The organism is Bradyrhizobium sp. AZCC 2262, from assembly GCF_036924535.1.
Taxonomy (GTDB): domain Bacteria; phylum Pseudomonadota; class Alphaproteobacteria; order Rhizobiales; family Xanthobacteraceae; genus Bradyrhizobium.
In genome coordinates, this window is the sequence record NZ_JAZHRT010000001.1 from 9381584 (window position 1) to 9404142 (window position 22559).

Here is a 22559-nt window from a genome sequence, read left to right on the forward strand (position 1 = left end):
GGTCCCGCGACTTCTACTTGCCGACCTGAAACGAGAAGCTGCCGTCGGTGGTGTGCGCGTCCACCGACAAGACTCGCCACGTGACACGATACGTTCCCGCCCCACCGGGGCGGAGCGCGATTGTCATCTGACTGCCGCTGACGCGGGCCTTGCCCGTATCAACGCGCTGGCCTGCGGAGTTGGTGACTGTCACTGTGCTGAACGCAGGCTCCAATTTTTGCGTAAACCACAGTGTCACCTCACGAGGTGCAGTTGCGACGGTGTTGCCGACGCGCGGTTCGGCATGATCGAGAAATGCGTGTGCGGTTGCTTCACCCGTCGCAAGCAAAATCAGGAGAGGGATTGTTAGGACGATGGCTGAATTGCGCATTATCAGTTCCTTGGAAACGGGCTTGCGGGCTGGACGGCGGGGCCGAAGATCGGTTTGCCAATCCCATGCGGATCGATATCGTCAAGGTAGAAGTGCAACTGCGCGACCACGCCAACATTCGTCCCGCTCTGCCGATTAATCGGAATGAGTGCTTCAATGCCCACCTGAAACTTGTTTCCGACCCAGAGAATTCCCGGATTGATGGTGCCAGTGGTTGCCGTGCCGGAAGTGAGGGTGTTCGAGACCGGCGTTTGGAGTGTGGCTTCGACCAGCGGTATCAGATGATTGATGAATTCCGGCAGACCTAAATCGATAACTGCCGATTTGAGATAGGGCATGCTGTATTGGATTGTCCCGCCCCAATTCAAAACTCGCGGGTTGAACTCAGTGTCGATCGTTGGATCGCCGGTATCCGGATCGATGCCAAACGTGGTGGTCGAGCGTCGGCCCGGGATCGCATAGCCAACCTGTCCAGTGACAGCGACCGGCCGAAACCAAGGCAGGGTGTCAGGAAGATCACCGAACCCTTTGCCGAAGTACAATGTCGGAGTGTAGACATTGAACGGCTCCGCTCCGACGCTTTGCGCGCCTGTCCCAGCCCATTCAATGCTGAGACCGACCGACATCACAAACTCGTGCTCTGGGTCCTTGAAGAGTCGGTATTTGAACGTGGTTTCAAGATTCTGAAATCCGTTTGCTCCCATCCCGGTCGGTCCTCCGGGTGGTCTGAAACTGCTGTAGGTTGAACCGATCGAAATCGCGAACGCCTCCGTGATCCGCTTGGAAAATTCGCCGGAAAAATCGCGTTGCCTAAATGACGGATCGTCGCCGGTTTTAAAACTGGACACAGTGGGAAAGCTCAACTCATCGTTGACCCCGGGATCATCGATGCCGATTGTCGCAGGAAAGAAGCGGTTGCCGACGATTTCGTGGGCGATGCTGCCGCCACCAGGAACGAGCGCAATTGCGAGCCCGGGGAGGCCCGCGCGGATAAGAAGACGGATAAACATGAGAGGTCTCTCTGCGGTCGTTAAAACATGCATGAATTGACGGTCCCGATCGGGCCGCCCAACCTCATGTCAGCAACGGAGGACCTCGCGCCTGTTTTCCGATGAACCCGGCGGCGCCGGGAATAGGATTGTCGATAACGGCCCATCTGATCGAAACGCTGGTAGCCTGTACAACCCATCCAGCAGCGATCGGCGGAGCATCAAGGAAGGCCATCCCGCCATGAACGCACAACTTGCAATGGATATCCTCATCATGGGTGCCAGAGGGCACGCCCCGCTTGACGGGAGGCGTAGCGCCGTTGCTGGCAAGGCAGAGTTCAAACCCGCCGACGCTGCCCGGAGTGAACGGACCTCCGATCAAGGGAGTAATAACTGATTGCAGCCCTAGAGCATAGGCGGCGATCAAGACGATCATCCGCCTTGGCAATAGCCTGCACTGCCTTCTTGCAAGGATGCCCACGTTATCCCCGAGCGACTTAGAGCGTCTACTTCCAGCGAAAACGCCGATTAATCGCTGGACGGAACTTAGCATTCCTGCCGCAATGGGATAGGGCGAAAATGTCACTTGGCGAAAGGAATAATCCCTCTTCCGCGCGGCGGGGCGCGCGAGAAAGGTCCCGCCCGGGTTGAAGAGGCGGAGCCCTCCCACGCCGCGCCGAGATGCGATGCAATGCGTAGCGCCGGCTATTTTAGTGGAGAGCGCGGGCTCTTTCTTCAGGGAAAAAGTTCCGACGGGGATCGACCTTTCCACCAACGGTGCTTGTCACCGCGGACGAGGTGATCTTGCTGCGCTGTATGAGTCCGTTCATGGCACATCGCGTCATTTCGCGGCGGCGCAATAATTCGGTCGCTTTGGCTGTGAAGCGGACATGGGCGCGTAGCCCGAATGAGCGTAGCGACATCCGGAGCCTTCGTCATTTCCCCGACTCCCGCATATCGCTGCGCTCATGCGGGCTACTTGCTGCGAACTGATTTGCTTTCGCGCGCAAGCACAATCGCGATGCGTAACCGCGACAAATCAACACGACGGCAAATCACTTCTGATTTTCAGAAATCTCGTCAAGCCCAGGAATCAAAAATATTCCGCTTCACTTGCAGGGCAAATCAGCGGCATGTCTCCGCCCGTCTCACCCGATGGAGGGGCGCTCGCGAACGTCACGAACGCGCGGTGGGATGCGATGGACGCGGATGGCGCGCTGGACGTTGCGCGCCGGAAGCGTACGGTGAAGTCGTGTGGTTCGGGCGCCGCGGTGCTGGCGTTAAGCGTGCGATAAGAAGCGCAGGCGACGGAGGCAAAAGAGCCGTTCTCCGGGAAGAGCACGAAGTAAGCCGTAAAGCCATTGCGCAGGGAAGGCCGGAATGCTCCCGCTGCCCTGTATGCTCGTGTGCATTTTTGTTTGCGCAAATCGCACGCGAGACCGCGGGTGCAGCAAGCACCCGGTCTTCCCTGCGCCCTCTATTTCAAGAGGGCCAAACGAAGATCCAAACCTCGGGCGAAAGGCGTCGCGAGAATGCGGCCTCATATTCAGTCGTCATCGTCCGCGAAGGCGGACGATCCAGTATTCCAGAGACTGCAATGATGGAATCGATAGGCCGCGGCGTACTGGATGCCCCGCCTTCGCGGGGCATGACGACCTTTGTGCGGTAAGGCTTCAGAAACTCAATCCCGCGCGATGATCTCGCGCTCGTCCTGATGGATGTTCTCAAGATTGGTCAGGTTGCCGCCCCGGCGGCGTACCAGAAATTTCGGGCGGCGGGCGCGGATCGCGTTGTGGCGGCGGCGGCGGGCGGCCGGTTCGTCGTGGTCATCTTCCGCCAATAGCGGCAGCGCGAAGATGTCGCTCCAGATCTGCCAGGCGGAGGCGATTTCCTCGTGATCGGAGCTCACGCACAGCGGAATGTTCAGCGAAGGGTCGCGATGCGCCAGCACCAGCATCTGCGCGTCGTCGTCGAGGCCGCGCAGAGCTATGCCGAGAAAATCGCTGACGCGAACGTTGATCGCCATCCGCATGCCCTTGACGGCACGGTGCAGCACGACGCGTTCGCGATGAAGTTCGATCCTCCGCACGCCGCCGTCTGCGCGGGTATCGTGCGCATGAAAGCTGAGCGGCAGAGAAAGAGGGTCGAGCCGCATGACACGGCTCGACCCGGCGGGATTGATCCCGCTTGTTGCTGTTTGACGCCTCACGGCTCTCATCTCCCCGCCGGGATTATGTTCCCGGTCGATACGCGAGACCTTAGCCGATCGATTTCCGTTTCGCCTTAAAAAGCCTGGTTAAGGAGAGGTCACCCGCCCCGGATCTTACCGCATGATTGACAAGACCTTGGCACGCATGATTGACGAGACCTTGCGGAAATGCCGAAATTGTTTGGCATTTGGCGGTGCAAAATGCTTGAACTCCCTGTGAATCAGGCACATCTGGTGGGTCTGCCGATTTGCGCCCAAGCCCCTTCAATTGTCAGGGATTTTGTTTGTGAACTCTTCACCATCCACGGCTTCGTCGCTTTCGAAGGCCGAGCCGGCCACGGCGACCTCTGACCTGTTCGATCAATCGGCGCTCTCGACGCTGGCGCAGCGACTGGTTGAGGCTGCAAAGCGCGCGGGCGCGGATGCCGCCGACGCGGTAGCGGTCCGCGGCGTCTCGCAAGGCGTCGAGGTGCGCGATGGCCGGGTCGAGGAATCCGAGCGCTCCGAAGGCGACGATGTTGGATTGCGCGTATTGGTCGGGCAACGTCAGGCCGTGGTCTCGACCAACGATATTTCCGGCGATGGCATCGCCAAGCTCGCCGAGCGGGCGGTCGCGATGGCCCGCGTCGCGCCCGACGACGAATATGTCGGTCTCGCCGATCCCGCGCTGCTGGCGCACGAATTCGCCGATCTCGATCTGCTCGATCGCGAAGTTCCCTCGACATCCGAACTCGAACGCCGCGCCTGCGAGGCCGAAGCCGCGGGCCTTGCGGTCAAGGGCGTGACCAAATCAGGCAGCGCGTCCGCTTCGAGCGGCATCGGCGGCATGGTGCTGGTGACCTCGACGGGCTTCCAGGGCTCCTATTTGCGCTCCAGCCACGGCATCTCGATGACCGCGATATCGGGCGAAGGCACGGGCATGGAGCGCGATTACGATTTCACCTCGGCGCCGCATGCCTCCGACCTCGCGTCGCCTGAAAGCGTCGGCCGCAAGGCGGGCGAGCGCACCGTGGCGCGGTCCAATCCGCGCAAGGTCGAGACCTGCAAGGTGCCGGTCGTGTACGACCCCCGGGTGTCGGGATCGCTGGTCGGCCATCTCGTCGGCGCCATCAACGGCGCCTCGATCGCGCGCAAGACGAGCTTTTTGAAAGACCGGATGGGCGAGCAGCTGTTTTCGAAGAACATCCGCATCATCGACGATCCCTTGCGGGTGCGCGGCCTGCGGTCGCAGACCTTCGACGCCGAGGGCGTCAAAGTGAAAAAGCTCGCGCTCATCGACGAGGGGGTGTTGACCACCTGGCTGCTCGATTGCGCCACCGCGCGCGAACTCGGGCTGGTCACGACCGGACATGCCCATCGCGGCGTCTCGTCCTCGCCGTCGCCGGGATCGTATAATCTGCACCTCGAGGCCGGCGAGATGACGCCGAAGGAGCTGATCTCCGACATCAAGCAGGGCTTTTACGTCACCGACCTGATCGGCTCCGGCGTCAACGGCGTGACCGGCGATTACAGCCGCGGCGCCTCCGGCTTCTGGATCGAGAACGGCGAGATCACTTACCCGGTCAGCGAGGTGACGATTGCGGGCCATCTGCTGGCGATGTTCAAATCGCTGGTTCCTGCCAACGATCTGGAATTTCGCTACGGCGTCAACGCGCCGACGCTGCGCATCGAGGGCCTGACGCTTGGCGGACGCTGATATCGCCGATGCGATCTGGGCGCGCGATGCCGCGCTGTTGACGGACACGGTGCGAGAAGCCGGCGCGCTCGCGTTGTCGCTGTTTCGCACCGAATTGAAGAACTGGACCAAGGGCGCCTCGTCGCCGGTCTCGGAAGCCGACATCGCTGTCAACGACCTCGTCGAGCGCCGGCTGCGTTCGGCGACGCCGGATTACGGCTGGCTGTCGGAAGAGAGCGTCGACGATGACGCGCGTCTCGGCAAGGAACTGGTCTGGATCGTCGACCCGATCGACGGCACCCGCGCCTATCTCGCCGGCCGCGGGGACTGGTGCGTTAGCGTGGCTCTGGTCGCGGGCTCCACGCCGGTGCTGGCGGCGGTGTTCGCCCCCGTCACCGACGAGTTTTTCTTCGCGGTGCACGGGCAGGGCACCACGCGCAACGAAAGGCCGGTTCACGCGACCGGAGGCACCGAACTTGATTTCCCCCGCATGGCCGGACCAAAGCCGCTGGTGCAACGGCTGAGCCCGTCGCCGGATGAAATCACGCTGCATCCGCGGATCGGATCGCTGGCGCTTCGGCTGTGCCGGGTCGCGGACGGCAGCCTCGATGCCGCTTTTGCAGGCGGCCAGAGCCGCGACTGGGATCTTGCCGCGGCGAATTTGATCGTGCAGGAAGCGAATGGTAGAATGACCGCGCTCTCGGGGGATGCGATTGAGTATAATCGCCGGGAGGTGGTGCACGGGGTGCTGGTGGCGGCGGGACACGATCGACATGCGCGCATTGTCGAGCATTTCCGGGTTCGTCCGCTGCCCTGAATCGGTCGAAATCGGCGCCACAATTCATCCCGTCCACGCCGCGATATCAGCTGTCGCTCTTGCTTGCCGGGCATCTCATTAGGAAAGACCATCATGCCAGATAGTGCCCCGCAGCAATTGCTTCATCTCGTCATCGGCGGCGAATTGACCGATCTCGAACACATCACGTTCAAGGACCTCGACCAGGTCGATATCGTCGGCGTATATCCCAATTATGCATCCGCTCACGCGGCCTGGAAGGCGAAGGCGCAGCAGACCGTGGACAACGCTCACATGCGCTACTTCGTGGTTCACCTCCACCGGCTGCTCGATCCAGGTCAAGACACGAAGTCCTCCAGTTAAGAAGTCCTGCAGTTGAAACGATTCCTTCGCGATTTGCTGCGCAGCAGCTGGGTTCAGCGCGCGCTGGGTGTGCTCGCGGCCGAATATCTGCGGCTGGTCTGGCTGACCAACCGCTTCAGCTACCACCCGGCCGACGTCTACGAGCGGGTCGAACCGGAGATGCCGGCGATCTTCGCGTTCTGGCACGGCCAGCATTTCATGACGCCATTCATCAAGACCAAGGAGAGCTACCGCGCCAAGGTGCTGATCTCGCGGCATCGCGACGGCGAGTTCAACGCCATCGCCGCCGAGCGGCTCGGCATTGGAACCATCAGAGGTTCCGGCGATCATGGTGGCGCCTTTCACCGCAAGGGTGGCGTCGGCGCGTTCCGAGAGATGGTGCAGGCGCTGGAGGAGAACTGGAACGTCGCGACCACAGCCGATGTGCCGAAGCGCGCGCGCGTCGTAGGACTCGGCGTCATCATGCTGGCGCGGGAGTCCGGACGGCCGATCATGCCCTTCGCGATGGTGACCTCCAGGTTCATCCGGTTGAAGAACTGGGACTCTACCACCATCAATTTGCCATTCGGCCGCGGCGCCTTGGTAGGCATTGAACATGTATACGTGCCGCCGGATGCCGATGCCGAGACTATGGAAAAGTTGCGTCTTCAGGTAGAATCTTATCTGAACGAAGCGACTCGTCGCGCCTATAAGGCGGTCGGGCGTCCGGAGGCCGCTCTTGGCTAATTCGCTGCCGATGACGTTGCGCGTCTACCGGAAACTGTCGTACGCGATGGTGCCGTTGTCGCCTGCGCTGATCAGCCGCCGGTTGAAGCTCGGCAAGGAAGACCCGGCGCGCTTCGGCGAGCGCCGCGGCATGAGCGCCGACGTTCGCCCTGCAGGTCCCCTGGTGTGGATTCATGGCGCCAGTGTCGGCGAGGTGCTGGCAGCGGCGGCGCTGATCGAGCGGCTGCGGGCGCTCAACCTGCGCATCCTCCTGACCTCAGGCACGGTGACCTCGGCGGCCATCGTCGCAAAGCGGTTCCCGCCCGACGTCATCCATCAATATGTGCCCTACGACTCGCCGCGCTACGTCGCGCGGTTTCTCGATCACTGGCGGCCCTCGCTGGCGCTGTTCATCGAATCCGACCTGTGGCCGAACCTGATCCTCTCGAGCGCCGCGCGGCGGCTGCCGATGGTGCTGATCAACGGCCGGATGTCGCAGCGCTCGTTTCCACGGTGGCAGCGGGTGCAAGGGACCATCTCGGCGCTGCTTGAAAAGTTCGACGTCTGCCTGGCGCAGTCGCAGACCGATGCGGATCGCTTTGCGACGCTGGGCAGCCGCAATGTCGTGGTTACGGGAAATCTCAAGCTCGACGTTCCCGCGCCGCCGGCCGATGCGAACAAGCTGGATATGTTGATGTCGATGACGCGCGGGCGCCCGGTCGTGGTAGCGGCCTCGACGCATCCCGGCGAAGAAGAGATCTTGACGGAAACGCACCGGACGCTTGCCGGCTATTTTCCAGGCCTGTTGACTGTGATCGTGCCGCGACATCCCGATCGCGGCGAGGCCATCGCGCGCATGATCGCGGCTTCCGGCCTCAATCCGACACTCCGTTCGCACGAGGACTTGCCCACCGCCACGACCGACATCTATGTCGCCGACACCATGGGCGAATTGGGCTTGTTCTACCGCCTGGCGCCGATCGTGTTCATGGGCGGTTCGCTGGTCGAGCATGGCGGGCAGAATCCGATCGAGGCGATCAAGCTCGGTGCGTCGGTCGTCCACGGCCCCCACGTCTTCAATTTCACCGACGTCTATGAAGCCCTCGATGCCGCCGGCGGCGCGCGGCGGGCCGATACGCAGGAAGCGCTGGTCAAGCAGTTCGGCCAGATGCTCGCCGATCCCAGGGCGCGCGAAGCCGTGCTGACCGCGTCCGAGCGTGTGGTCGGGCAGCTCGGCGGCGCGCTGGAGCGAACGCTCAGCGCACTCGAGCCGTATTTGCTGCAATTGCGGATCGAGATGGGAGCCGCCAATGCGTGAGCCGGGCTTCTGGCACGGCCCGGCCTCGCTCAACGCGCATCTCCTGAAACCGCTCGCCGCCCTCTACGGCGCCATCGCCGCAAAGCGCCTGCGGCGCGAGGGATTGAATGCCGGCATTCCGGTGCTCTGCGTCGGCAATTATCACGTCGGCGGCGCCGGCAAGACGCCGACCGTGTTGGCGCTGGCCAAGCTGCTTCGCGAGCTTGGCGAGACGCCGGTCGTGCTCAGCCGCGGCTATGGTGGAAAATTACGCGGCCCGGTAAGGGTCGATCCTGTCAGGCACACGGCTTCCGATGTCGGCGACGAGCCCTTGATGTTGGCAGCCGCGCTGCCGGTGGTAGTGTCGCGCAAGCGCGCGGATGGCGTGCCGCTGGCGCGGGCGCAAGGCGCGACCGTGATCCTGATGGACGACGGTTTTCAGAATCCTGCGGTCGTTAAGGATGCGTCCCTGATCGTCATCGACGGCGTGCGCGGGCTCGGCAACGGGCAGGTATTTCCCGCCGGCCCCCTGCGTGCGCCGCTGCGGCCGCAACTGGCGCGCACCGACGCGCTGATCATCGTCGGCAACGGCAGTGCTGCGGAAACGGTGGCAGCCGAGATCGGCGCGCAAGGTAAGCCGGTGCTATCAGCGCATCTGAAGCCGGATGAGGCGCAGGTCGCACAGCTTCGGGGCAAGCGCGTGCTGGCGTTTGCCGGCATCGGCGATCCCACGCGATTCTTCAACACGCTGCGCACCAGTGGCATCGAAGTGGCCGGACAGCGCGCCTTCGCCGATCATCATGCGTATTCGCAAGCCGAGATCGAAAGCCTGATCGCCGAGGCCAGGCGCGACGCGTTGACGCCGGTGACGACGGAAAAAGACCTGGCGCGGTTGCGGGATTGGTCGCAGCAAATCGTGCCGTTCCCTGTGACGCTCGAATTCGACGATCCGGCGCTGCTGCGGAAATTCGTGACTGATCGGTTGTTCAAAGCGCGCGCGAGTAAAGAACCGTAGCCCGGATGGAGCGAAGCGAAATCCGGGAAATCGCGCGGCGCTGACCCCGGATTGCGCTTCGCTCCATCCGGGCTACCAGGCAAACCTAGCCCTGCGTCTTCAGCGCGCCCGGAAAGTGCCGCTGCAGCACGGCGGTCGGAAGCGAATAGGCCTCCTGCAGATCGACGCTCCAGTATTTCAATTCGTCGAGCGGGATCCGCACGTCGGTGATGGCGCAGCGCACATAGGTTCCGGGCGAGATCACGCGGAAATCGCCGTCCAGATATTGCACCTGCGCTTCGCCATGGCCCGAGGGACCGAATTTATTCAGCACTGTAAAACTCTCCGATTGGCCGCGCGCGGGCTGGCCTTAAGTATATTTTCCAAATTCGATCTATCATAAATAGGTCGTACTGTCCGCCCCGGAAACTGACCTACTTGTGATGATTTTGTGCCGACCTGCATGATAGCGTGAATTTTACCGTGTCCGCAGCGTCATACCGATCCGACAGAGACCGATGCGCCTGTTGTCAGCCACGCTATCCCTGACGCTCCTTGCTGCGGCCTGCACGGCCTATGCCGCGCCGTTGCCGGCCCCGCATCAGGTCGATATCCCGGCGAGCGGTCTGACCCTGCATGCCCAGCTCTACAAGCCCGATGGTGACGGCCCGTTTCCCACCGTGATCGCGCTGCACGCCTGCGGCGGATTGGGTGGGCAGTCCGAGCCCGTGCAGCCGCGCTACCGCGACTGGGCGGAACAGCTGTTGAAGACCGGCCATGCGGTGCTGCTGCCGGACAGTTACGGTTCGCGGGAGTTCGGCCCGCAATGCCGCGACAAGGAGCGCCGTGTGCTCGCCCGCCGCGAGCGGGTGGCCGATGTCAACGCATCGCGGCAATGGCTGTTGCAGCAGCCCTGGGCCGCGCGTGACCGCATCAGCCTGATGGGATGGGCGAACGGCGCCAGCGCGGTGCTGTGGGCGGTGCGTCCGCAACTGGCGTCGCGCAGCGCTGAACCGGATTTCCGCTCGGCCATCGCGTTCTATCCGGATTGCCGGATCTCGTCCGGCCTCGGCTGGAGCACGCGGGTGCCGACGCTGCTGCTGATCGGCGCGCAGGACGACGTCAGTTCGCCGGCGGCCTGCCGCCAGATGGTGGAGGGGGCCCGCGGCCGCAGCGCGCTGGCGCAGATCGTGGTCTATCCCGGGGCCTCCCACGATTTCGACCGCGCCAACCTGCCGCTGCGGTCGATCGCAGGCTCCGACGCCGCGTTGCCCGAACGCGGTCATATCGGCACGGACGCGGACGCGCGCAGGGACGCGCAGCGGCGCGTCACCGAATGGCTGGCGCGCTAGATGAGCGTTTTCCAGCGAAGTGGCGACCGGTTCGCGTTAAGAAAACGCGTCAAAACAAAAATCTAGAGCCACGTTCCGATCCCGTCGGAACGAGGCTCTAGAACAGGCTGCCCTGATCGACCGGCTTGACGACGCGCTTCGGCGTCGCCGGCTTCGCCTCGTGCGGCGCGGCTCTCGGCGTGCTCGCGGCGGGCGCCGTGGCCTGCGGCCGATCGGCATCCGAGGTGGCGCCGACGCGGCCGTCGGCGAATTCGATCGAGAGATGCGCGCTCGGCCCGACCGCGGCGGCGGCATGGACGGCGTGGCCGCGTTCATCGCGCACCAGGGCAAAGCCGCGCGCGAGCACGCCGCGATAGGACAGCGCCGACAACAGCTGGCCGCTATGGGCGACGCGCGCGTCGAGGCGCTGCATGGCGGTCTCGAGCGCGCGGCGGGCGCGCTCGGCCAGCCGTTGCGTGCGTTCGCGGTCGCGCGCGATGGCATGGCGCTGCGCCTGGGCGTTGGAGAGCTTTGAGGCCTTTAGCCTGACCTCCAGCCCGGCAAAGCGGTCGCGCCGGCTGCGCAGCAGCGCGCGGGCGGACAGCCGGATGCGTTCGCCCGACACCGTGAGGCGGTGATTGGCTTGGGCAACCTGTCCGCGCAAAACCTTCAGCGTCAGGCCGGCGCTGAGATGTGAAAAGCGGCGGTGATGGGCGTGCGTATTGGCCTTCAATCCGCGGGGCAGGGCGGCGCCGAGATGATCCAGCCGCTGCCGCGGGATCGCGAGCAGTTCGCTTAAACCCGGCAGCGCACGCGCGGCGGCGCGCAATTCATTGCGGCGGCTTTCCTGGCCCCGCTGCCAGCACACCATCGTGCGCCGCGCCAGGCTTTCGACCTCGACGAATAATTCGCTGCGCACCGGGACCGCCATTTCGGCGGCGGCCGTCGGCGTCGGGGCGCGCTTGTCGGCGGCGAAATCGATCAGCGTGATGTCTGTCTCGTGACCGACGGCCGAAATCAGCGGGATAATGCTGTCAGCGGCGGCGCGAACCACGATCTCCTCATTGAACGACCACAGATCTTCCAGCGAACCGCCGCCACGCGCGACGATCAACAGATCCGGCCGCGGAATCTTTCCCGTTTCGGGCAGCGCGTTGAAGCCGCGGATGGCGGCGGCGACCTGCTCGGCGGAGCCTTCGCCCTGCACCTTCACCGGCCACACCAGCACGCGACGGGGAAAGCGATCCTGCAGCCGGTGCAGGATGTCTCGGATCACGGCGCCGGTCGGCGAGGTGACGACGCCGATCACCTCCGGCAGCCAGGGCAGCAATTGCTTGCGCGCCTCGTCGAACAGGCCCTCGGCGGCAAGCTTCCGCTTGCGCTCCTCCATCAGCGCCATCAGCGCCCCGATGCCGGCAGGCTCGAGCGCCTCGATGACGATCTGGTATTTCGACGAGCCCGGATAGGTCGTGAGCTTGCCGGTGGCGATGACCTCGAGCCCTTCCTGCGGCTTGAACCGCATCCGCGCGTGGGCGAATTTCCAGATCACCGCCTCGATCTTGGCGCTCTCGTCCTTCAGCGCGAAATAGCAGTGGCCGGAGGAGTGCGGCCCGCGGAAGCCGGAGATCTCGCCGCGGACGCGGACATGCCCATAGGCGTCCTCCACCGTCCGTTTCAGGGCAGTGGACAGCTCGGAAACGGTGAATTCGGGCGCGTTGATCAGGTTTTCGGCAGTAGGCATAGGCAACTGATTCGGGCGTTGGAGGCGTTGCCGCAACGTAGGGATTTTTGGCCGTCCCCGCCAATCCGGCTCTTGTGGAACTCATATACTCTATGATACAGAGTTCTCTGTATTTCATTTTGGCGAGGCGAGATCGATGTTCAGATCCCTGATACGTGGCTCCGTGAGCCTCCTGAAATGGGTCCTGTGCGGCATCGGCGTGCTGGCGTTGGTGGTGCTGGCGTTGCTGGCAACGCCGCTGCAGCCCGTGCCGGAACTGCAATCGATCTCGCGGGCGCGAGCCACCGTCGATCTTACCAGCCTGCCTGCGATTGAGCGGTTCCAGGCCCGCGACGGCACATGGCTCGGCTTTCGCCACTATGGCGCGGGTGGCGCGCCGACGGGGCGCGTGGCAGTCGTTATCCATGGCTCCTCCGGGTCCAGCGGCGGCACCATCCACGCGCTGTCGCAGGCACTGGCTGCGCACGGCGTGGAAACCTTTGCGGTCGACATGCGCGGCCACGGCACGTCAGGCACGCGCGGCGATATCGGCTATGTCGGCCAGCTGGAGGACGATCTCGCCGATTTCGTCGCGGTGTTGCGCACAACCGTGCCGTCAGCGCCGCTGACCCTGATCGGCCATTCCGCCGGCGGCGGCTTTTCGATGCGCGTGGCCGGCTCGCCGATTCAAAACCTGTTCGAGCGTTTCGTGCTGCTCGCGCCCTATCTCGGCTACGATGCTCCCTCCACCCGGCCGAGTTCCGGTGGCTGGGCCCGCGCCGATATCCCCCGCATCCTCGGCCTGGAGGCGCTGCGCGCAATCGGCGTCAACTGCTGTGAGGCGCTGCCGGTGCTGGCGCTCGCGGTGCCAGCGAACTCCAAGAAGACGCTGGTGTCGACCTATACCGACCGGTTGATGCGCAACTTTGCGGTGCGGGGCGATTTTCGCCGGGATCTCGCCGCGGCGACGAGACCGCTCACGATCATCTCCGGCGCCGACGACGAATTGATGTTTTCGGACAAATACGCCGAAGCCGTGCGTGGCGCGAAGGTCGCGGTCGACGTCAGGGTGCTCGACGGCATCAACCACATGGGCATCGTCGCCGCGCCGAAGGCGGTATCCATCGTCGCCGAAGATGTTGCCACGCGCGCCATGGCGGGCTCATAGCGGCGATGGGGCGGGGATGGGCAACATGATCGACAGCCGCGAGGCCTCCGAGGCGCTCGCTGAAATCAACGAGATGACGCGCCGCGTCCGGCAATCGCGGATCTACAATCTCGCCAGCCTGATGCTGATCATGTGGGGTGCGCTGGTATTTGCCGGCTATCTCGGCTCGTTTCTGCTGCCGCGCCAGGCCGGCTATTTCTGGGCGGCGCTGAACGCCGCGGGCGTCGCGGGATCGTTTGCGATCAGCGCCTTCGGATATCGCAAGACAGGCATCCGCACCTTCGATTTCAGGATGCTGATCGCGTTCGTGCTGTTCTTCGCCTTTGGTTTCCTCTGCACGAGCGTGCTCGGCCACTTCACGCCGCGCCAGATGGGCACGTTCTGGCCAATTTACTTCATGCTGCTCTACATCATCGCCGGACTCTGGTTCGGACACGCCTTTGTCGTGATCGGCCTTTGCATCAGCGCACTGGCGCTGGTGGGATACTTCCTGGTCGGCGACTGGTTCGACCTGTGGATGGCCTTTGTCGATGGCGGCGGGCTGATGCTCGGCGGCTGGTGGATGCGCCGGAGCTAGCGCCATGGCCGAGATCGACGATATCATCCATCAACCGCTGCGCCTGCGGATCATGGCGGGGCTGAACGCGCTGCCGGTCGGCACCGGGCTGGAATTCCCAAAACTGAAGCAACTCACCGGCGCCACCGACGGCAATCTTGGCGCCCATATCGAGACGCTGGCCAAGGCCGGTTATGTCGCGGTGGAAAAGGCCTTTGTCGGCAAGAAGCCGCAGACCACGGTAACCGCGACTGCGGCCGGCCGCGGCGCCTTCGCCCGCCATGTCGCCACGCTGCAGGAGATTATCGCCGGGTCAAGTGCCAAATAGTCGCCGTCATTCCGGGGCGATGCGGAGCATCGAACCCCGGAATCCCGAGCTGATTTGGGCCAGTGCAAAACAATATCGAGATTCCGGGTTCGTCGCTTCGCGCCGCCCCGGAATGACCGCTGTTGATATCCCCTTGCGGCGAGGGGGAGTTTTGTGCAACCGAGGCCGCATCTAGTCCCTGCATCTGGCTTCAGTCATGAACATTCTCCTGCTCGGTTCCGGCGGCCGCGAACACGCTCTCGCATGGAAGATCGCCGCGTCCCCGCTCCTGACCAAATTGTGGTGTGCGCCGGGCAATGCTGGCATCGCGCGCGAGGCCGAATGCGTCGCGCTCGATATTGGCGACCACGCCGCGGTGATCGATTTCTGCCAACGCAACGCTGTCGATCTTGTCGTGGTCGGCCCGGAGACGCCGCTCGCTGCCGGCATCGTCGACGATCTCGCGAAAGCCGGCATCAAGGCGTTCGGACCAGGCAAGCAGGCGGCGCAGCTCGAGGGATCCAAGGGTTTCACCAAGGCGCTCTGCACCGAGTTCAACATTCCGACCGGCGCGTATGGCCGCTTCACGACGGCTGACGACGCGCGGGCCTATGTGTGCAAGCAGGGCGCGCCGATCGTGGTCAAGGCGGATGGCCTGGCCGCCGGCAAGGGCGTCGTCGTCGCCAAAACGCTTGATGAAGCCGAAGCGGCGATCGCCATGATGTTCGACGGCGCGTTCGGTTCGGCCGGCACTGAAGTCGTGATCGAGGAATTTCTCGCAGGCCGCGAGATCAGCTTCTTTGCGCTATGCGACGGCGAAACCGCGATCCCGCTTGCCTCCGCGCAGGACCACAAGCGCGTGTTCGATCATGATGAGGGCCCGAATACGGGCGGCATGGGCGCCTATTCGCCGACGCCGTTCGTGACGCCTGAGGTGCACGAGCAGATCATGTCGCGGATCATCCTGCCGACCGTCGCGGGCATGAAGAAGCGCGGCACGCCGTTTCGCGGCGTGCTCTACGCCGGCGTGATGCTGACGGAGCAGGGGCCAAAGCTGTTCGAGTACAATGTTCGCTTCGGCGATCCCGAATGCCAGGTGCTGATGCTGCGGATGATGTCCGACATCGTGCCGGCGTTTCTGGCGGCCTGTGACGGAGAACTGAAACATTTCGACCTGCGTTGGTATCAGGAGCCCGCGCTGACCGTGGTGATGGCGGCGAAGGGCTATCCCGGCGATTACCAGAAGGGCACGCGCATCGACGGCCTCGAGGACGCCGCCAAGATCGAGGGCGTCGAAATCTTTCATGCCGGCACGGTGGCAAAGGACGGTGCCATCCTCGCCAATGGCGGCCGCGTGCTGAACGTGTGCGCAATGGGCAAAACCGTGCTGGAGGCACAGCAGCGTGCCTACCAGGCCGTCGATCGCATCAAATGGCCCGACGGTTTCTGCCGCCATGACATTGCCTGGCAGGCGGTGGAGAGCGAGCGGGCGCAGTAGGTCCAACCCGTCATTCCGGACGGCGCGCCACGCGCGTCGATCCGGAATCTCGCAGTTGGTTGGCGCCTGTGGCCCTTACCACTGGATTCTCAGGTGCGCAATTGCGCACCGTAGTTCGGCGCTGCGCGCCGCCCCGGAATGACGACTTAAGCTACCGCAAATTCCGCCAGCCTCGCTGCAGACTGCCAGTCAAGCCAGCGCACCCCTCAAAGCATGCTGCCGACGGCCTTCGTCATCTCGGCTGCAGAAAAGGCACGTAGCGATTCGGAGCGAACATTGCCGAGCGCACCGAGGCTCAGCGTGAGCGACATGAAGGATGATTCATCCGGCGCATCGAGGATGGTCACAATGTCATATCGCCCCTGCGTCCAGAAGATTTCTCTCACTGTCACTCCGAACGTCTTCGCCATTGCCTTGAAGGCTTCCGCTCGCTTCGGCGACTCCTTGGCGTTTCGGATTCCCTGATCCGTGAAATTCCCCAGCACCACATAGGTTGCCATGGCCGTTCTCCCGGTTAGGACCCTACACAACGGGATGAGGTTGCCACAGCGCCTGCGGCACTGCCACCGATCGGAAAGGTCAGCGGGCGTGACTTATCCTGTGCCGAAGATGCTTTCCTCCGTCATTGCCTGCGACAAATGCGAAGCGTTTACGCAAGGGAGCGAAGCGACCGAAGCAATCCAATCCGTTATCTGGAACTATGGATTGCTTCACTTCGCTCGCGATGACGACTACAGCAAATCCCCGCCCACGGCGCTTGCCGTCGTGCCATGCTCGCGGAACGCCTTGATGACATTCTTGCCGATCTTCCACTTGTGCACTTCGTCCGGACCATCGACCAGCCGCTGCGCGCGCACCTGGGTGTACCATTTGGCGAGCGGCGTATCCTGGCTGAAGCCGAGCGCGCCGTGGAGCTGGATCGCGGTGTCGATCACCTTGTGCACCATATGCGCATGGAAGATTTTTGCGATCGAGTTCTCCTGCCGGATATCGAGGCCCTTTTCCGCCTTGTAGGCGATGTGCAGCAGCATCAGGCGGCCGATATAGAGTTGCTCGGCGCAGTTGGCGAGCATGAACTGCACCGCTTGGCGGTCGGACAGCAACTGGCCGAAGGTCGAGCGCTTGGTGATGTGGGCGACCGCCATGTCGAGCGCGCGTTGCGCCTTGGCGACGTTGTGCATGCCATGGCGCAGGCGGCCATAGGCGAGGCGGTGCTGTCCCATGGCAAAGCCGTTGCCTTCGCCGCCGACCAGATTGTCCGCCGGCACCTTCAGGTCCCTGATCTCGATTTCGGAGTGGCCGCCGTGGATCACATCGTCATGCGGTCCCTCGATCGCCATGTTGGCGACATTGCGCTTGATCTTGTAACCAGGGTTCGGCAGTTCGACGAGGAAGGTTGAATACTGCTTCTGCCGCGGCGCGTTCGGATCGGTCTTGGCCATCACCAGCGCCATGTCGGCGACGCTGGCGGAGGAGGAAAACCACTTCTCGCCGTTCAGAACGTAATTCTCGTTGCCGTCCTTTACCGCCGTGGTCTGCATGCCGGTGGCGTCGGCGCCGGCGGCCTTTTCCGTCATCGAGAAGCAGATGCGCTTGTCGCCGTTGAGCAGGGGTTTGAGGAACTTTTCTTTCTGATATTCCGTGCCGTGGGCGAGGATCGTCATCATCGAGGCATCGTCGGGGCCCTGCGTGTTCATCGACAGCGCCCCGAGCATGCTCTCACCGAGCTCCATCTGCACCAGTGCGTTCGCCAGCGGACCCAGGCCCATGCCGCCATATTCCTTCGGCACCCAAGGGCACCACAGGCCGCGCGCGCGGGCCTTGGCCCGTAGCGGGCCGAGCACCTCGGCGAGCGGCTTGGTATCGAGTTCCTTTTCCGCGGGGATGCACTCGTCATGCACCCATTGGCGGACTTTTTCGCGGATCGCCTTGGCCTCAGACGGGATTTCGAAATCGATCGACATCGGTGGTCTCCTCGCGTCTTGTTGCTCTTGGTCGGGCTTCGCGGATGGCATAAACCTGCGGTCTGCCAGCGGCAACACAAACAAAGTTTGAAGCAAGCGCCGTGGCCCAGGAAGGAGCGCCCATGCCCGATCTTGCCGATCTGTTTCCCGGATACGCTTCCGAATGGATCAACACCTCGTCGGGCCGCATCTTTGCCCGCGTCGGCGGCAAGGGGCCGCCGCTGTTGCTGCTGCACGGCTTTTCGTCGACGCATGTGATGTGGCACCAGGTGGCGCCGCAACTGGCCGACAGGTTCACGCTGATCATCGCCGACCTGCCGGGCTATGGCTGGTCGGACATGCCTGATAGCGACGACAACCATACGCCCTACACCAAGCGCGCGATGGCGAAAGCGATGGTAGAGGCGATGGAGCAGCTCGGCCATGTGCATTTCGCACTCGCCGGTCACGACCGCGGCGGGCGGGTGTCGTATCGGCTGGCGCTCGATCATCCCGGCCGGCTGTCGAAACTCGCGGTGCTCGATATCGCGCCGACCTATGATTACTGGGAGAAGCTGAACCGGCTCTCCGCGCTGAAGATCTACCATTGGGCGTTTCTGGCGCAGCCATACCCGCTGCCGGAGACGCTGATCTCGGGCCATGGAGAGTATTTCCTTAAAGAGAAGATGGCGAGCCAGACCAAAAGCAAGACGCTCGACGCCATCGACCCGCGCGCGCTGCAACATTACCTCACACCATTCCGCGATCCGTCCCGCGTGCACGCGATGTGCGAGGACTATCGCGCCGGCGCCTATGCCGACTACGAGATCGACAAGAAAGATTTCGATGCGGGCAAGAAGATCACGGTCCCGATGCTGGCGCTGTGGGGCGACGCCGGGGTTGCGTCTGCGGCAACGACGCCGCTCGATACGTGGCAGAAATGGGCGACCAATGTAAGCGGTGCGCCGGTGGACTCCGGACATTTTTTGCCCGAAGAGAATCCGGATGTGACGGCGAAGTTGTTGCGCGAGTTTTTCCTGGCGCCTTAACCAGCACACCGCTCGTCATACCCGCGAAGGCGGGTATCCAGTACGCCGCGGCCCCTCGATTGATCACGACTGTCTCTGGAATACTGGATCATCCGCTTTCGCGGATGATGACAGCGGTGTGTGAGGCGCGTGGGCCTACCTTCTCACCTTGAAAAACTCCTTGAGCAGCGTCGCCGCCTCGGTCTCGCCTACCGCCGAATAAACCTCCGGCACGTGGTGGCAGGTCGGCTGTGCAAAGAACCGTACGCCGGAATCCACCGCGCCGCCCTTGGGATCGGCGGCGCCGTAATAGAGCCGCCGGATCCGGGCGAACGAGATCGCGCCCGCGCACATCGTGCAGGGCTCCAGGGTGACGTAGAGGTCGCAATCGACCAGTCGCTCGGTCCCGATGGCCTCGGCCGCCTGCCGGATCGCGAGAATCTCGGCGTGTGCCGTCGGATCGCGGTCGGTCAGTGTCCGGTTGCCGGCCGTGGCAATCACCTCGTAACCCCTGACGATTACGCATCCGATCGGAACTTCACCGGCTTTTCCGGCGTTTTCGGCGGTTTTCAGCGCCAAATCCATGAAAGAAGGGGCAGTCATGCCTCGTATCATCGGAAGAAACCTGCTACTAGCTGCGCCTTCAGCAAACGTGGATGCCGGTTTTGCGTGAGAATGCGCCTTGAGCGAAGCGCGCGCGCGTTACCGCTTTGACAGCCCATCCGCATCGGCCTGATAGCCAATTCATCTGTACCCGAGAGACCATTCATGCCCCGCGACAACGACAAAAACAACGATTCCCGCGGCCGGCGGGACCGTCCCGGCGACGGCAAGAGCCGCGCCGACGGAGGCAAGGGCCGCTCGGGGGCGGCGAGGGGACCTGAGAAGAAATTCGCCAAGCGTGGATTTGCAGGCAAGGACGACGGCGAGCGGCGTCCCTATGCCGGGAAATCCGACGGCGCAAAATCATTTGGCAAGAAGCCTTATTCCGGCGGTGGAAAACCTTATGCCGGCAAGCGCGATGGCGATGATCGTCCGCCGCGCCGGGATTTTGGCGACGCGCCGCGCCCGCGCGGCGATCGGTCGTTTACCCGGGATCGCAAGAGCGACACCGGGGATCGCAATCGTGACACCGGGGATCGTCCGCGCGGCGATAGGCCATTTGCTGGCCGTCCGTCACGCGGTGACGACGGTGAAAAGCGTTCATTCAAGCCGCGCGAAGATCGTGGTGGCGACAAGCGTCCGTACACGCCGCGCGGCGACCGGCCGAATTTTAATCGCGACGACCGCCCCCCGCGCCGGGATCGCAAGGGCGACCCTGGGGATCGCGATGATGCGCGTCCGGCTGGACGTTTCTCCGATCGGAAATTTGGCGACAAGAAGCCCTATACGCCGCGCGAAGGTGGCGAGAAACGGCCCTACACGCCGCGTGGCGAAGGTTTTCGTAAAGACGGCGACCGTCCGCGTGGCGATCGGCCCTTCAATGCCCGGCCGTCGCGAGATGGCGATCGTCCACGCGGCGATCGGCCTGAGAGAAAATTTAGCGGTGACAAGAAGTTCTCGCGCGGCGCGCCCGACCGCGGCCCGCGCAAGAATTTTGGCACCGACCGCGGCGATTCGAAGCCGTGGCAGAAGCGTGAGGATCGCGGCGAGCGTGACTCCCGTCCCGCCCGTGACGGCGCACGCAATTTCGACAAGCCGCGCTTTGCGCGCGACGACCGCGGCGGCGAGGAGCGTCCGCGCTTTTCGCGTTCGCGCGAGGATCGACCGAAATTCGATCGTCCCCGGGAGAGGCCGGCCGGCCGCACCGATTGGCAGGAGCATCCGCGCAGCGAAGGCGATCGTCCCCGCCGCGACAATGAAGACGACAGCAAGATCTTTGCAAAGCGCCCCGCCTTTGGCGGCCGCGGCGCCTACCGCGAGCGCACGCCTGATTTCGACAAGCGCGCAGCCCGTCCCGAGCCGAAGCCGAAAAAGGCCGGCGAGCGCATCGCCAAGGTGGTGGCCCGTGCGGGTCTCGCCTCGCGCCGCGATGCCGAGGAGTGGATTACGCAGGGCCGCGTCACGGTCAACGGCCGTGTGATCAACTCGCCCGCGCTCGACGTCACCGCCAACGACACCATCGCCGTCGATGGCAAGGTGTTGCCGCCGCGCGAGCGGACGCGGCTGTTCATGTATCACAAGCCGCGCGGCCTGATGACCACCCACGCTGATCCCGAGGGGCGGCCGACCGTGTTCGACAATCTGCCGGAAGGCCTGCCGCGGCTGATCTCGATCGGCCGGCTCGACTTCAACACCGAAGGCCTTCTGCTGCTGACCAATGACGGTGGTCTGGCGCGCGCGCTCGAACTGCCCGACACCGGCTGGCTTCGGCGCTATCGCGTCCGCGCCCATGGCGAGGTCACGCAGGCGCAGCTCGATGAACTGAAGAAGGGCGTCGAGGTCGACGGCGTCAAATACGGCTCGATCGACGCGACGCTGGAGCGCGACCAGGGCGCCAATGTCTGGCTGGTGTTTGCGATCCGCGAAGGCAAGAACCGTGAGGTCCGCAACGTCATGGCGCATCTCGGCCTCGAGGTGAACCGGCTGATCCGCGTCTCCTACGGGCCGTTCCAGCTCGGCGAACTCAGCGAGGGCACGGTCGAGGAGGTCAAGACCCGCGTGCTGCGCGAGCAACTCGGCGAGAAGATCGCAAGCCTTGCCGGTGCCGATTTCAACCGGCCGATGCCGGGCGAAAGGTCCGACGACGAAGAGGCCGAAGCGCCGCGCGGCAAGAAGCCGTTCAAGCCGGCGGGAAAAAGCGCGCTGATCGCCGATCGCAAGGGCCGCCGCGTGCTGGTGCAGCGCACCGGCAGCGAGGAGGCCCGAGCCCGCAACGAGGACGAGGCCAACGGCTACGGCCCGCCGCGCCGCCCCAAGCGCGGCTATCACGGCAAGCGCGACCTGACGCCACGGGACGAGTAGAGGCGCAATGCGTGTCGTCGGCGGACGATTGAAGGGCCGTAACTTGGCCTCGCCTTCCTCGCAAGCGATCCGCCCGACGGCGGACCGCCTGCGCGAGTCCGTATTCAACATTTTGGTCCACGCCTACGACGACCCGATCGAAGACGCGCGCGTGCTGGATCTGTTTGCCGGCACCGGCGCGCTCGGCATCGAGGCAGTATCGCGCGGCGCGAGCTTCACGCTGTTCGTCGACAACGGGGCCGAGGCCCGCGCGCTGTTGCGCAACAATGTCGAGGCGCTGGGCCTGGGCGGCGTGACAAAAGTCTATCGCCGCGACGCCACCAATCTCGGCCCGGCGCATCCAATGGAACCGTTCTCGCTGGCCTTCCTCGATCCGCCCTATGGCAAGGGTCTTGCGGAGAAGGCGCTGGCTTCGCTGCGCGATGGCGGCTGGCTGACGCCGGGCGCGCTGCTGGTGGTGGAGGAAGCGAAGGCTGCGGCGTTTGCGGCACCCGATGGTTTCGAGGAGCTGGAGCGGCGGGCATATGACGATACGGAGTTTGTGTTTTTGCGGAGCAGGTGACCGCGCTGCTTTCCGCAACCACAACTGTCGTCGCCCGGCTTGACCGGCGATCCAGTACGCCGCGGCCTATCGGCTCAAATGCTC

23 protein-coding genes are annotated in these 22559 nt (G+C 63.8%); 14 read left to right on the forward strand and 9 right to left on the reverse strand.

Annotated elements, in window-relative coordinates; translation table 11 throughout:
* Window positions 1-13: 13 nt before the first annotated feature.
* The 4 genes from V1283_RS44040 to V1283_RS44055 form a co-directional block, all read right to left on the reverse strand.
* Entirely contained in the window at window positions 14-370 is a 357-nt protein-coding gene (locus tag V1283_RS44040) for a copper resistance CopC family protein (RefSeq protein ID WP_334392823.1), read from the reverse strand.
* Between the two features lie 2 nt (window positions 371-372).
* Window positions 373-1380: a hypothetical protein gene (locus V1283_RS44045; RefSeq protein ID WP_334392824.1), complete on the reverse strand. Its 1008-nt coding sequence runs from the start codon at window positions 1378-1380 to the stop codon at window positions 373-375.
* Window positions 1381-1444: 64 nt separating this feature from the next.
* Window positions 1445-1786, reverse strand: a complete 342-nt coding sequence (locus V1283_RS44050; protein WP_334392825.1) for a hypothetical protein — start codon at window positions 1784-1786, stop codon at window positions 1445-1447.
* A 1254-nt stretch (window positions 1787-3040) separates the two neighbouring features.
* The gene (locus V1283_RS44055; protein WP_334392826.1) at window positions 3041-3568 is read right to left on the reverse strand and encodes a DUF6101 family protein; all 528 of its coding nucleotides are present in this window, start codon (window positions 3566-3568) and stop codon (window positions 3041-3043) included.
* Between the two features lie 286 nt (window positions 3569-3854).
* Between V1283_RS44055 and V1283_RS44060 the strand changes: the two genes are divergently transcribed.
* The 6 genes from V1283_RS44060 to lpxK all read left to right on the forward strand — a co-directional run bounded on the left by V1283_RS44060 (window position 3855) and on the right by lpxK (window position 9419).
* Window positions 3855-5264: a TldD/PmbA family protein gene (locus tag V1283_RS44060; protein WP_334392827.1), complete on the forward strand. Its 1410-nt coding sequence runs from the start codon at window positions 3855-3857 to the stop codon at window positions 5262-5264.
* Complete coding sequence (locus tag V1283_RS44065) at window positions 5251-6060, forward strand: inositol monophosphatase family protein (RefSeq protein ID WP_334392828.1); 810 nt, start codon at window positions 5251-5253, stop codon at window positions 6058-6060. The genes V1283_RS44060 and V1283_RS44065 overlap by 14 nt, the downstream gene beginning before the upstream one ends.
* Before the next feature lie 93 nt (window positions 6061-6153).
* A complete protein-coding gene (locus V1283_RS44070; protein ID WP_214487863.1) occupies window positions 6154-6402 on the forward strand; it encodes a DUF4170 domain-containing protein in 249 nt (82 codons plus the stop codon).
* 12 nt (window positions 6403-6414) lie between these two features.
* On the forward strand, window positions 6415-7128 hold the full coding sequence (locus tag V1283_RS44075; protein ID WP_334392830.1) for a lysophospholipid acyltransferase family protein: 714 nt from the start codon (window positions 6415-6417) through the stop codon (window positions 7126-7128).
* A gap of 10 nt (window positions 7129-7138) precedes the next feature.
* On the forward strand, window positions 7139-8425 hold the full coding sequence (locus tag V1283_RS44080) for a 3-deoxy-D-manno-octulosonic acid transferase (RefSeq protein ID WP_334393395.1): 1287 nt from the start codon (window positions 7139-7141) through the stop codon (window positions 8423-8425).
* Entirely contained in the window at window positions 8418-9419 is a 1002-nt protein-coding gene (gene lpxK / locus V1283_RS44085) for a tetraacyldisaccharide 4'-kinase (protein ID WP_334392831.1), read from the forward strand. Before V1283_RS44080 ends, lpxK begins: the two co-directional genes overlap by 8 nt.
* A gap of 85 nt (window positions 9420-9504) precedes the next feature.
* Here the strand turns inward: lpxK and V1283_RS44090 are convergent, their stop codons facing one another.
* Window positions 9505-9732: a DUF2093 domain-containing protein gene (locus V1283_RS44090; RefSeq protein WP_334392832.1), complete on the reverse strand. Its 228-nt coding sequence runs from the start codon at window positions 9730-9732 to the stop codon at window positions 9505-9507.
* Between the two features lie 184 nt (window positions 9733-9916).
* Between V1283_RS44090 and V1283_RS44095 the strand changes: the two genes are divergently transcribed.
* Window positions 9917-10750: a dienelactone hydrolase family protein gene (locus tag V1283_RS44095; RefSeq protein ID WP_334392833.1), complete on the forward strand. Its 834-nt coding sequence runs from the start codon at window positions 9917-9919 to the stop codon at window positions 10748-10750.
* A 97-nt stretch (window positions 10751-10847) separates the two neighbouring features.
* Here V1283_RS44095 and xseA read toward each other — a convergent pair whose 3' ends face one another.
* Window positions 10848-12470, reverse strand: coding sequence for an exodeoxyribonuclease VII large subunit (gene xseA / locus V1283_RS44100; RefSeq protein ID WP_334392834.1), 1623 nt, complete (start codon window positions 12468-12470; stop codon window positions 10848-10850).
* A gap of 136 nt (window positions 12471-12606) precedes the next feature.
* Here xseA and V1283_RS44105 point away from each other — a divergent pair, with 136 nt between their 5' ends.
* From V1283_RS44105 to purD, 4 genes are all read left to right on the forward strand, one after another.
* The gene (locus tag V1283_RS44105) at window positions 12607-13617 is read left to right on the forward strand and encodes an alpha/beta hydrolase (RefSeq protein ID WP_334392835.1); all 1011 of its coding nucleotides are present in this window, start codon (window positions 12607-12609) and stop codon (window positions 13615-13617) included.
* Between the two features lie 25 nt (window positions 13618-13642).
* On the forward strand, window positions 13643-14194 hold the full coding sequence (locus V1283_RS44110; RefSeq protein ID WP_334392836.1) for a hypothetical protein: 552 nt from the start codon (window positions 13643-13645) through the stop codon (window positions 14192-14194).
* A gap of 4 nt (window positions 14195-14198) precedes the next feature.
* Entirely contained in the window at window positions 14199-14501 is a 303-nt protein-coding gene (locus V1283_RS44115) for a winged helix-turn-helix domain-containing protein (RefSeq protein ID WP_334392837.1), read from the forward strand.
* A 196-nt stretch (window positions 14502-14697) separates the two neighbouring features.
* Window positions 14698-15978 (forward strand): phosphoribosylamine--glycine ligase, encoded by a 1281-nt coding sequence (purD, locus tag V1283_RS44120; RefSeq protein ID WP_334392838.1) that lies wholly within the window; start codon window positions 14698-14700, stop codon window positions 15976-15978.
* A gap of 206 nt (window positions 15979-16184) precedes the next feature.
* Here purD and V1283_RS44125 read toward each other — a convergent pair whose 3' ends face one another.
* Window positions 16185-16478, reverse strand: a complete 294-nt coding sequence (locus tag V1283_RS44125; RefSeq protein WP_334392839.1) for a GYD domain-containing protein — start codon at window positions 16476-16478, stop codon at window positions 16185-16187.
* A 231-nt stretch (window positions 16479-16709) separates the two neighbouring features.
* Entirely contained in the window at window positions 16710-17942 is a 1233-nt protein-coding gene (locus V1283_RS44130) for an acyl-CoA dehydrogenase family protein (protein ID WP_334392840.1), read from the reverse strand.
* 122 nt (window positions 17943-18064) lie between these two features.
* Between V1283_RS44130 and V1283_RS44135 the strand changes: the two genes are divergently transcribed.
* Window positions 18065-18970, forward strand: coding sequence for an alpha/beta fold hydrolase (locus V1283_RS44135; protein WP_334392841.1), 906 nt, complete (start codon window positions 18065-18067; stop codon window positions 18968-18970).
* 135 nt (window positions 18971-19105) lie between these two features.
* On the opposite strand, the gene V1283_RS44140 is transcribed toward V1283_RS44135, so the two are convergent.
* The gene (locus V1283_RS44140; RefSeq protein ID WP_244608499.1) at window positions 19106-19552 is read right to left on the reverse strand and encodes a nucleoside deaminase; all 447 of its coding nucleotides are present in this window, start codon (window positions 19550-19552) and stop codon (window positions 19106-19108) included.
* A gap of 165 nt (window positions 19553-19717) precedes the next feature.
* On the opposite strand from V1283_RS44140, the gene V1283_RS44145 reads away from it, so the two are divergent.
* Both V1283_RS44145 and rsmD read left to right on the forward strand, forming a co-directional pair.
* Window positions 19718-21913, forward strand: a complete 2196-nt coding sequence (locus V1283_RS44145; RefSeq protein WP_334392842.1) for a pseudouridine synthase — start codon at window positions 19718-19720, stop codon at window positions 21911-21913.
* Window positions 21914-21920: 7 nt separating this feature from the next.
* Window positions 21921-22475: a 16S rRNA (guanine(966)-N(2))-methyltransferase RsmD gene (gene rsmD / locus V1283_RS44150; protein WP_334392843.1), complete on the forward strand. Its 555-nt coding sequence runs from the start codon at window positions 21921-21923 to the stop codon at window positions 22473-22475.
* Window positions 22476-22559 lie beyond the last annotated feature (84 nt).

What these genes read in the sequence shown, in the direction of transcription:
- V1283_RS44040 (WP_334392823.1), bottom strand. Translation starts at nt 370, where the DNA reads ATGCGCAATTCAGCCATCGTCCTAACAATCCCTCTCCTGATTTTGCTT.
- V1283_RS44045 (WP_334392824.1), bottom strand. Translation starts at nt 1,380, where the DNA reads ATGTTTATCCGTCTTCTTATCCGCGCGGGCCTCCCCGGGCTCGCAATT.
- V1283_RS44070 (WP_214487863.1), top strand. Translation starts at nt 6,154, where the DNA reads ATGCCAGATAGTGCCCCGCAGCAATTGCTTCATCTCGTCATCGGCGGC.
- V1283_RS44080 (WP_334393395.1), top strand. Translation starts at nt 7,139, where the DNA reads ATGACGTTGCGCGTCTACCGGAAACTGTCGTACGCGATGGTGCCGTTG.
- lpxK (WP_334392831.1), top strand. Translation starts at nt 8,418, where the DNA reads ATGCGTGAGCCGGGCTTCTGGCACGGCCCGGCCTCGCTCAACGCGCAT.
- V1283_RS44095 (WP_334392833.1), top strand. Translation starts at nt 9,917, where the DNA reads ATGCGCCTGTTGTCAGCCACGCTATCCCTGACGCTCCTTGCTGCGGCC.
- xseA (WP_334392834.1), bottom strand. Translation starts at nt 12,470, where the DNA reads ATGCCTACTGCCGAAAACCTGATCAACGCGCCCGAATTCACCGTTTCC.
- V1283_RS44105 (WP_334392835.1), top strand. Translation starts at nt 12,607, where the DNA reads ATGTTCAGATCCCTGATACGTGGCTCCGTGAGCCTCCTGAAATGGGTC.
- V1283_RS44110 (WP_334392836.1), top strand. Translation starts at nt 13,643, where the DNA reads ATGATCGACAGCCGCGAGGCCTCCGAGGCGCTCGCTGAAATCAACGAG.
- V1283_RS44115 (WP_334392837.1), top strand. Translation starts at nt 14,199, where the DNA reads ATGGCCGAGATCGACGATATCATCCATCAACCGCTGCGCCTGCGGATC.
- purD (WP_334392838.1), top strand. Translation starts at nt 14,698, where the DNA reads ATGAACATTCTCCTGCTCGGTTCCGGCGGCCGCGAACACGCTCTCGCA.
- V1283_RS44125 (WP_334392839.1), bottom strand. Translation starts at nt 16,478, where the DNA reads ATGGCAACCTATGTGGTGCTGGGGAATTTCACGGATCAGGGAATCCGA.
- V1283_RS44130 (WP_334392840.1), bottom strand. Translation starts at nt 17,942, where the DNA reads ATGTCGATCGATTTCGAAATCCCGTCTGAGGCCAAGGCGATCCGCGAA.
- V1283_RS44135 (WP_334392841.1), top strand. Translation starts at nt 18,065, where the DNA reads ATGCCCGATCTTGCCGATCTGTTTCCCGGATACGCTTCCGAATGGATC.
- V1283_RS44140 (WP_244608499.1), bottom strand. Translation starts at nt 19,552, where the DNA reads ATGACTGCCCCTTCTTTCATGGATTTGGCGCTGAAAACCGCCGAAAAC.
- V1283_RS44145 (WP_334392842.1), top strand. Translation starts at nt 19,718, where the DNA reads ATGCCCCGCGACAACGACAAAAACAACGATTCCCGCGGCCGGCGGGAC.
- rsmD (WP_334392843.1), top strand. Translation starts at nt 21,921, where the DNA reads ATGCGTGTCGTCGGCGGACGATTGAAGGGCCGTAACTTGGCCTCGCCT.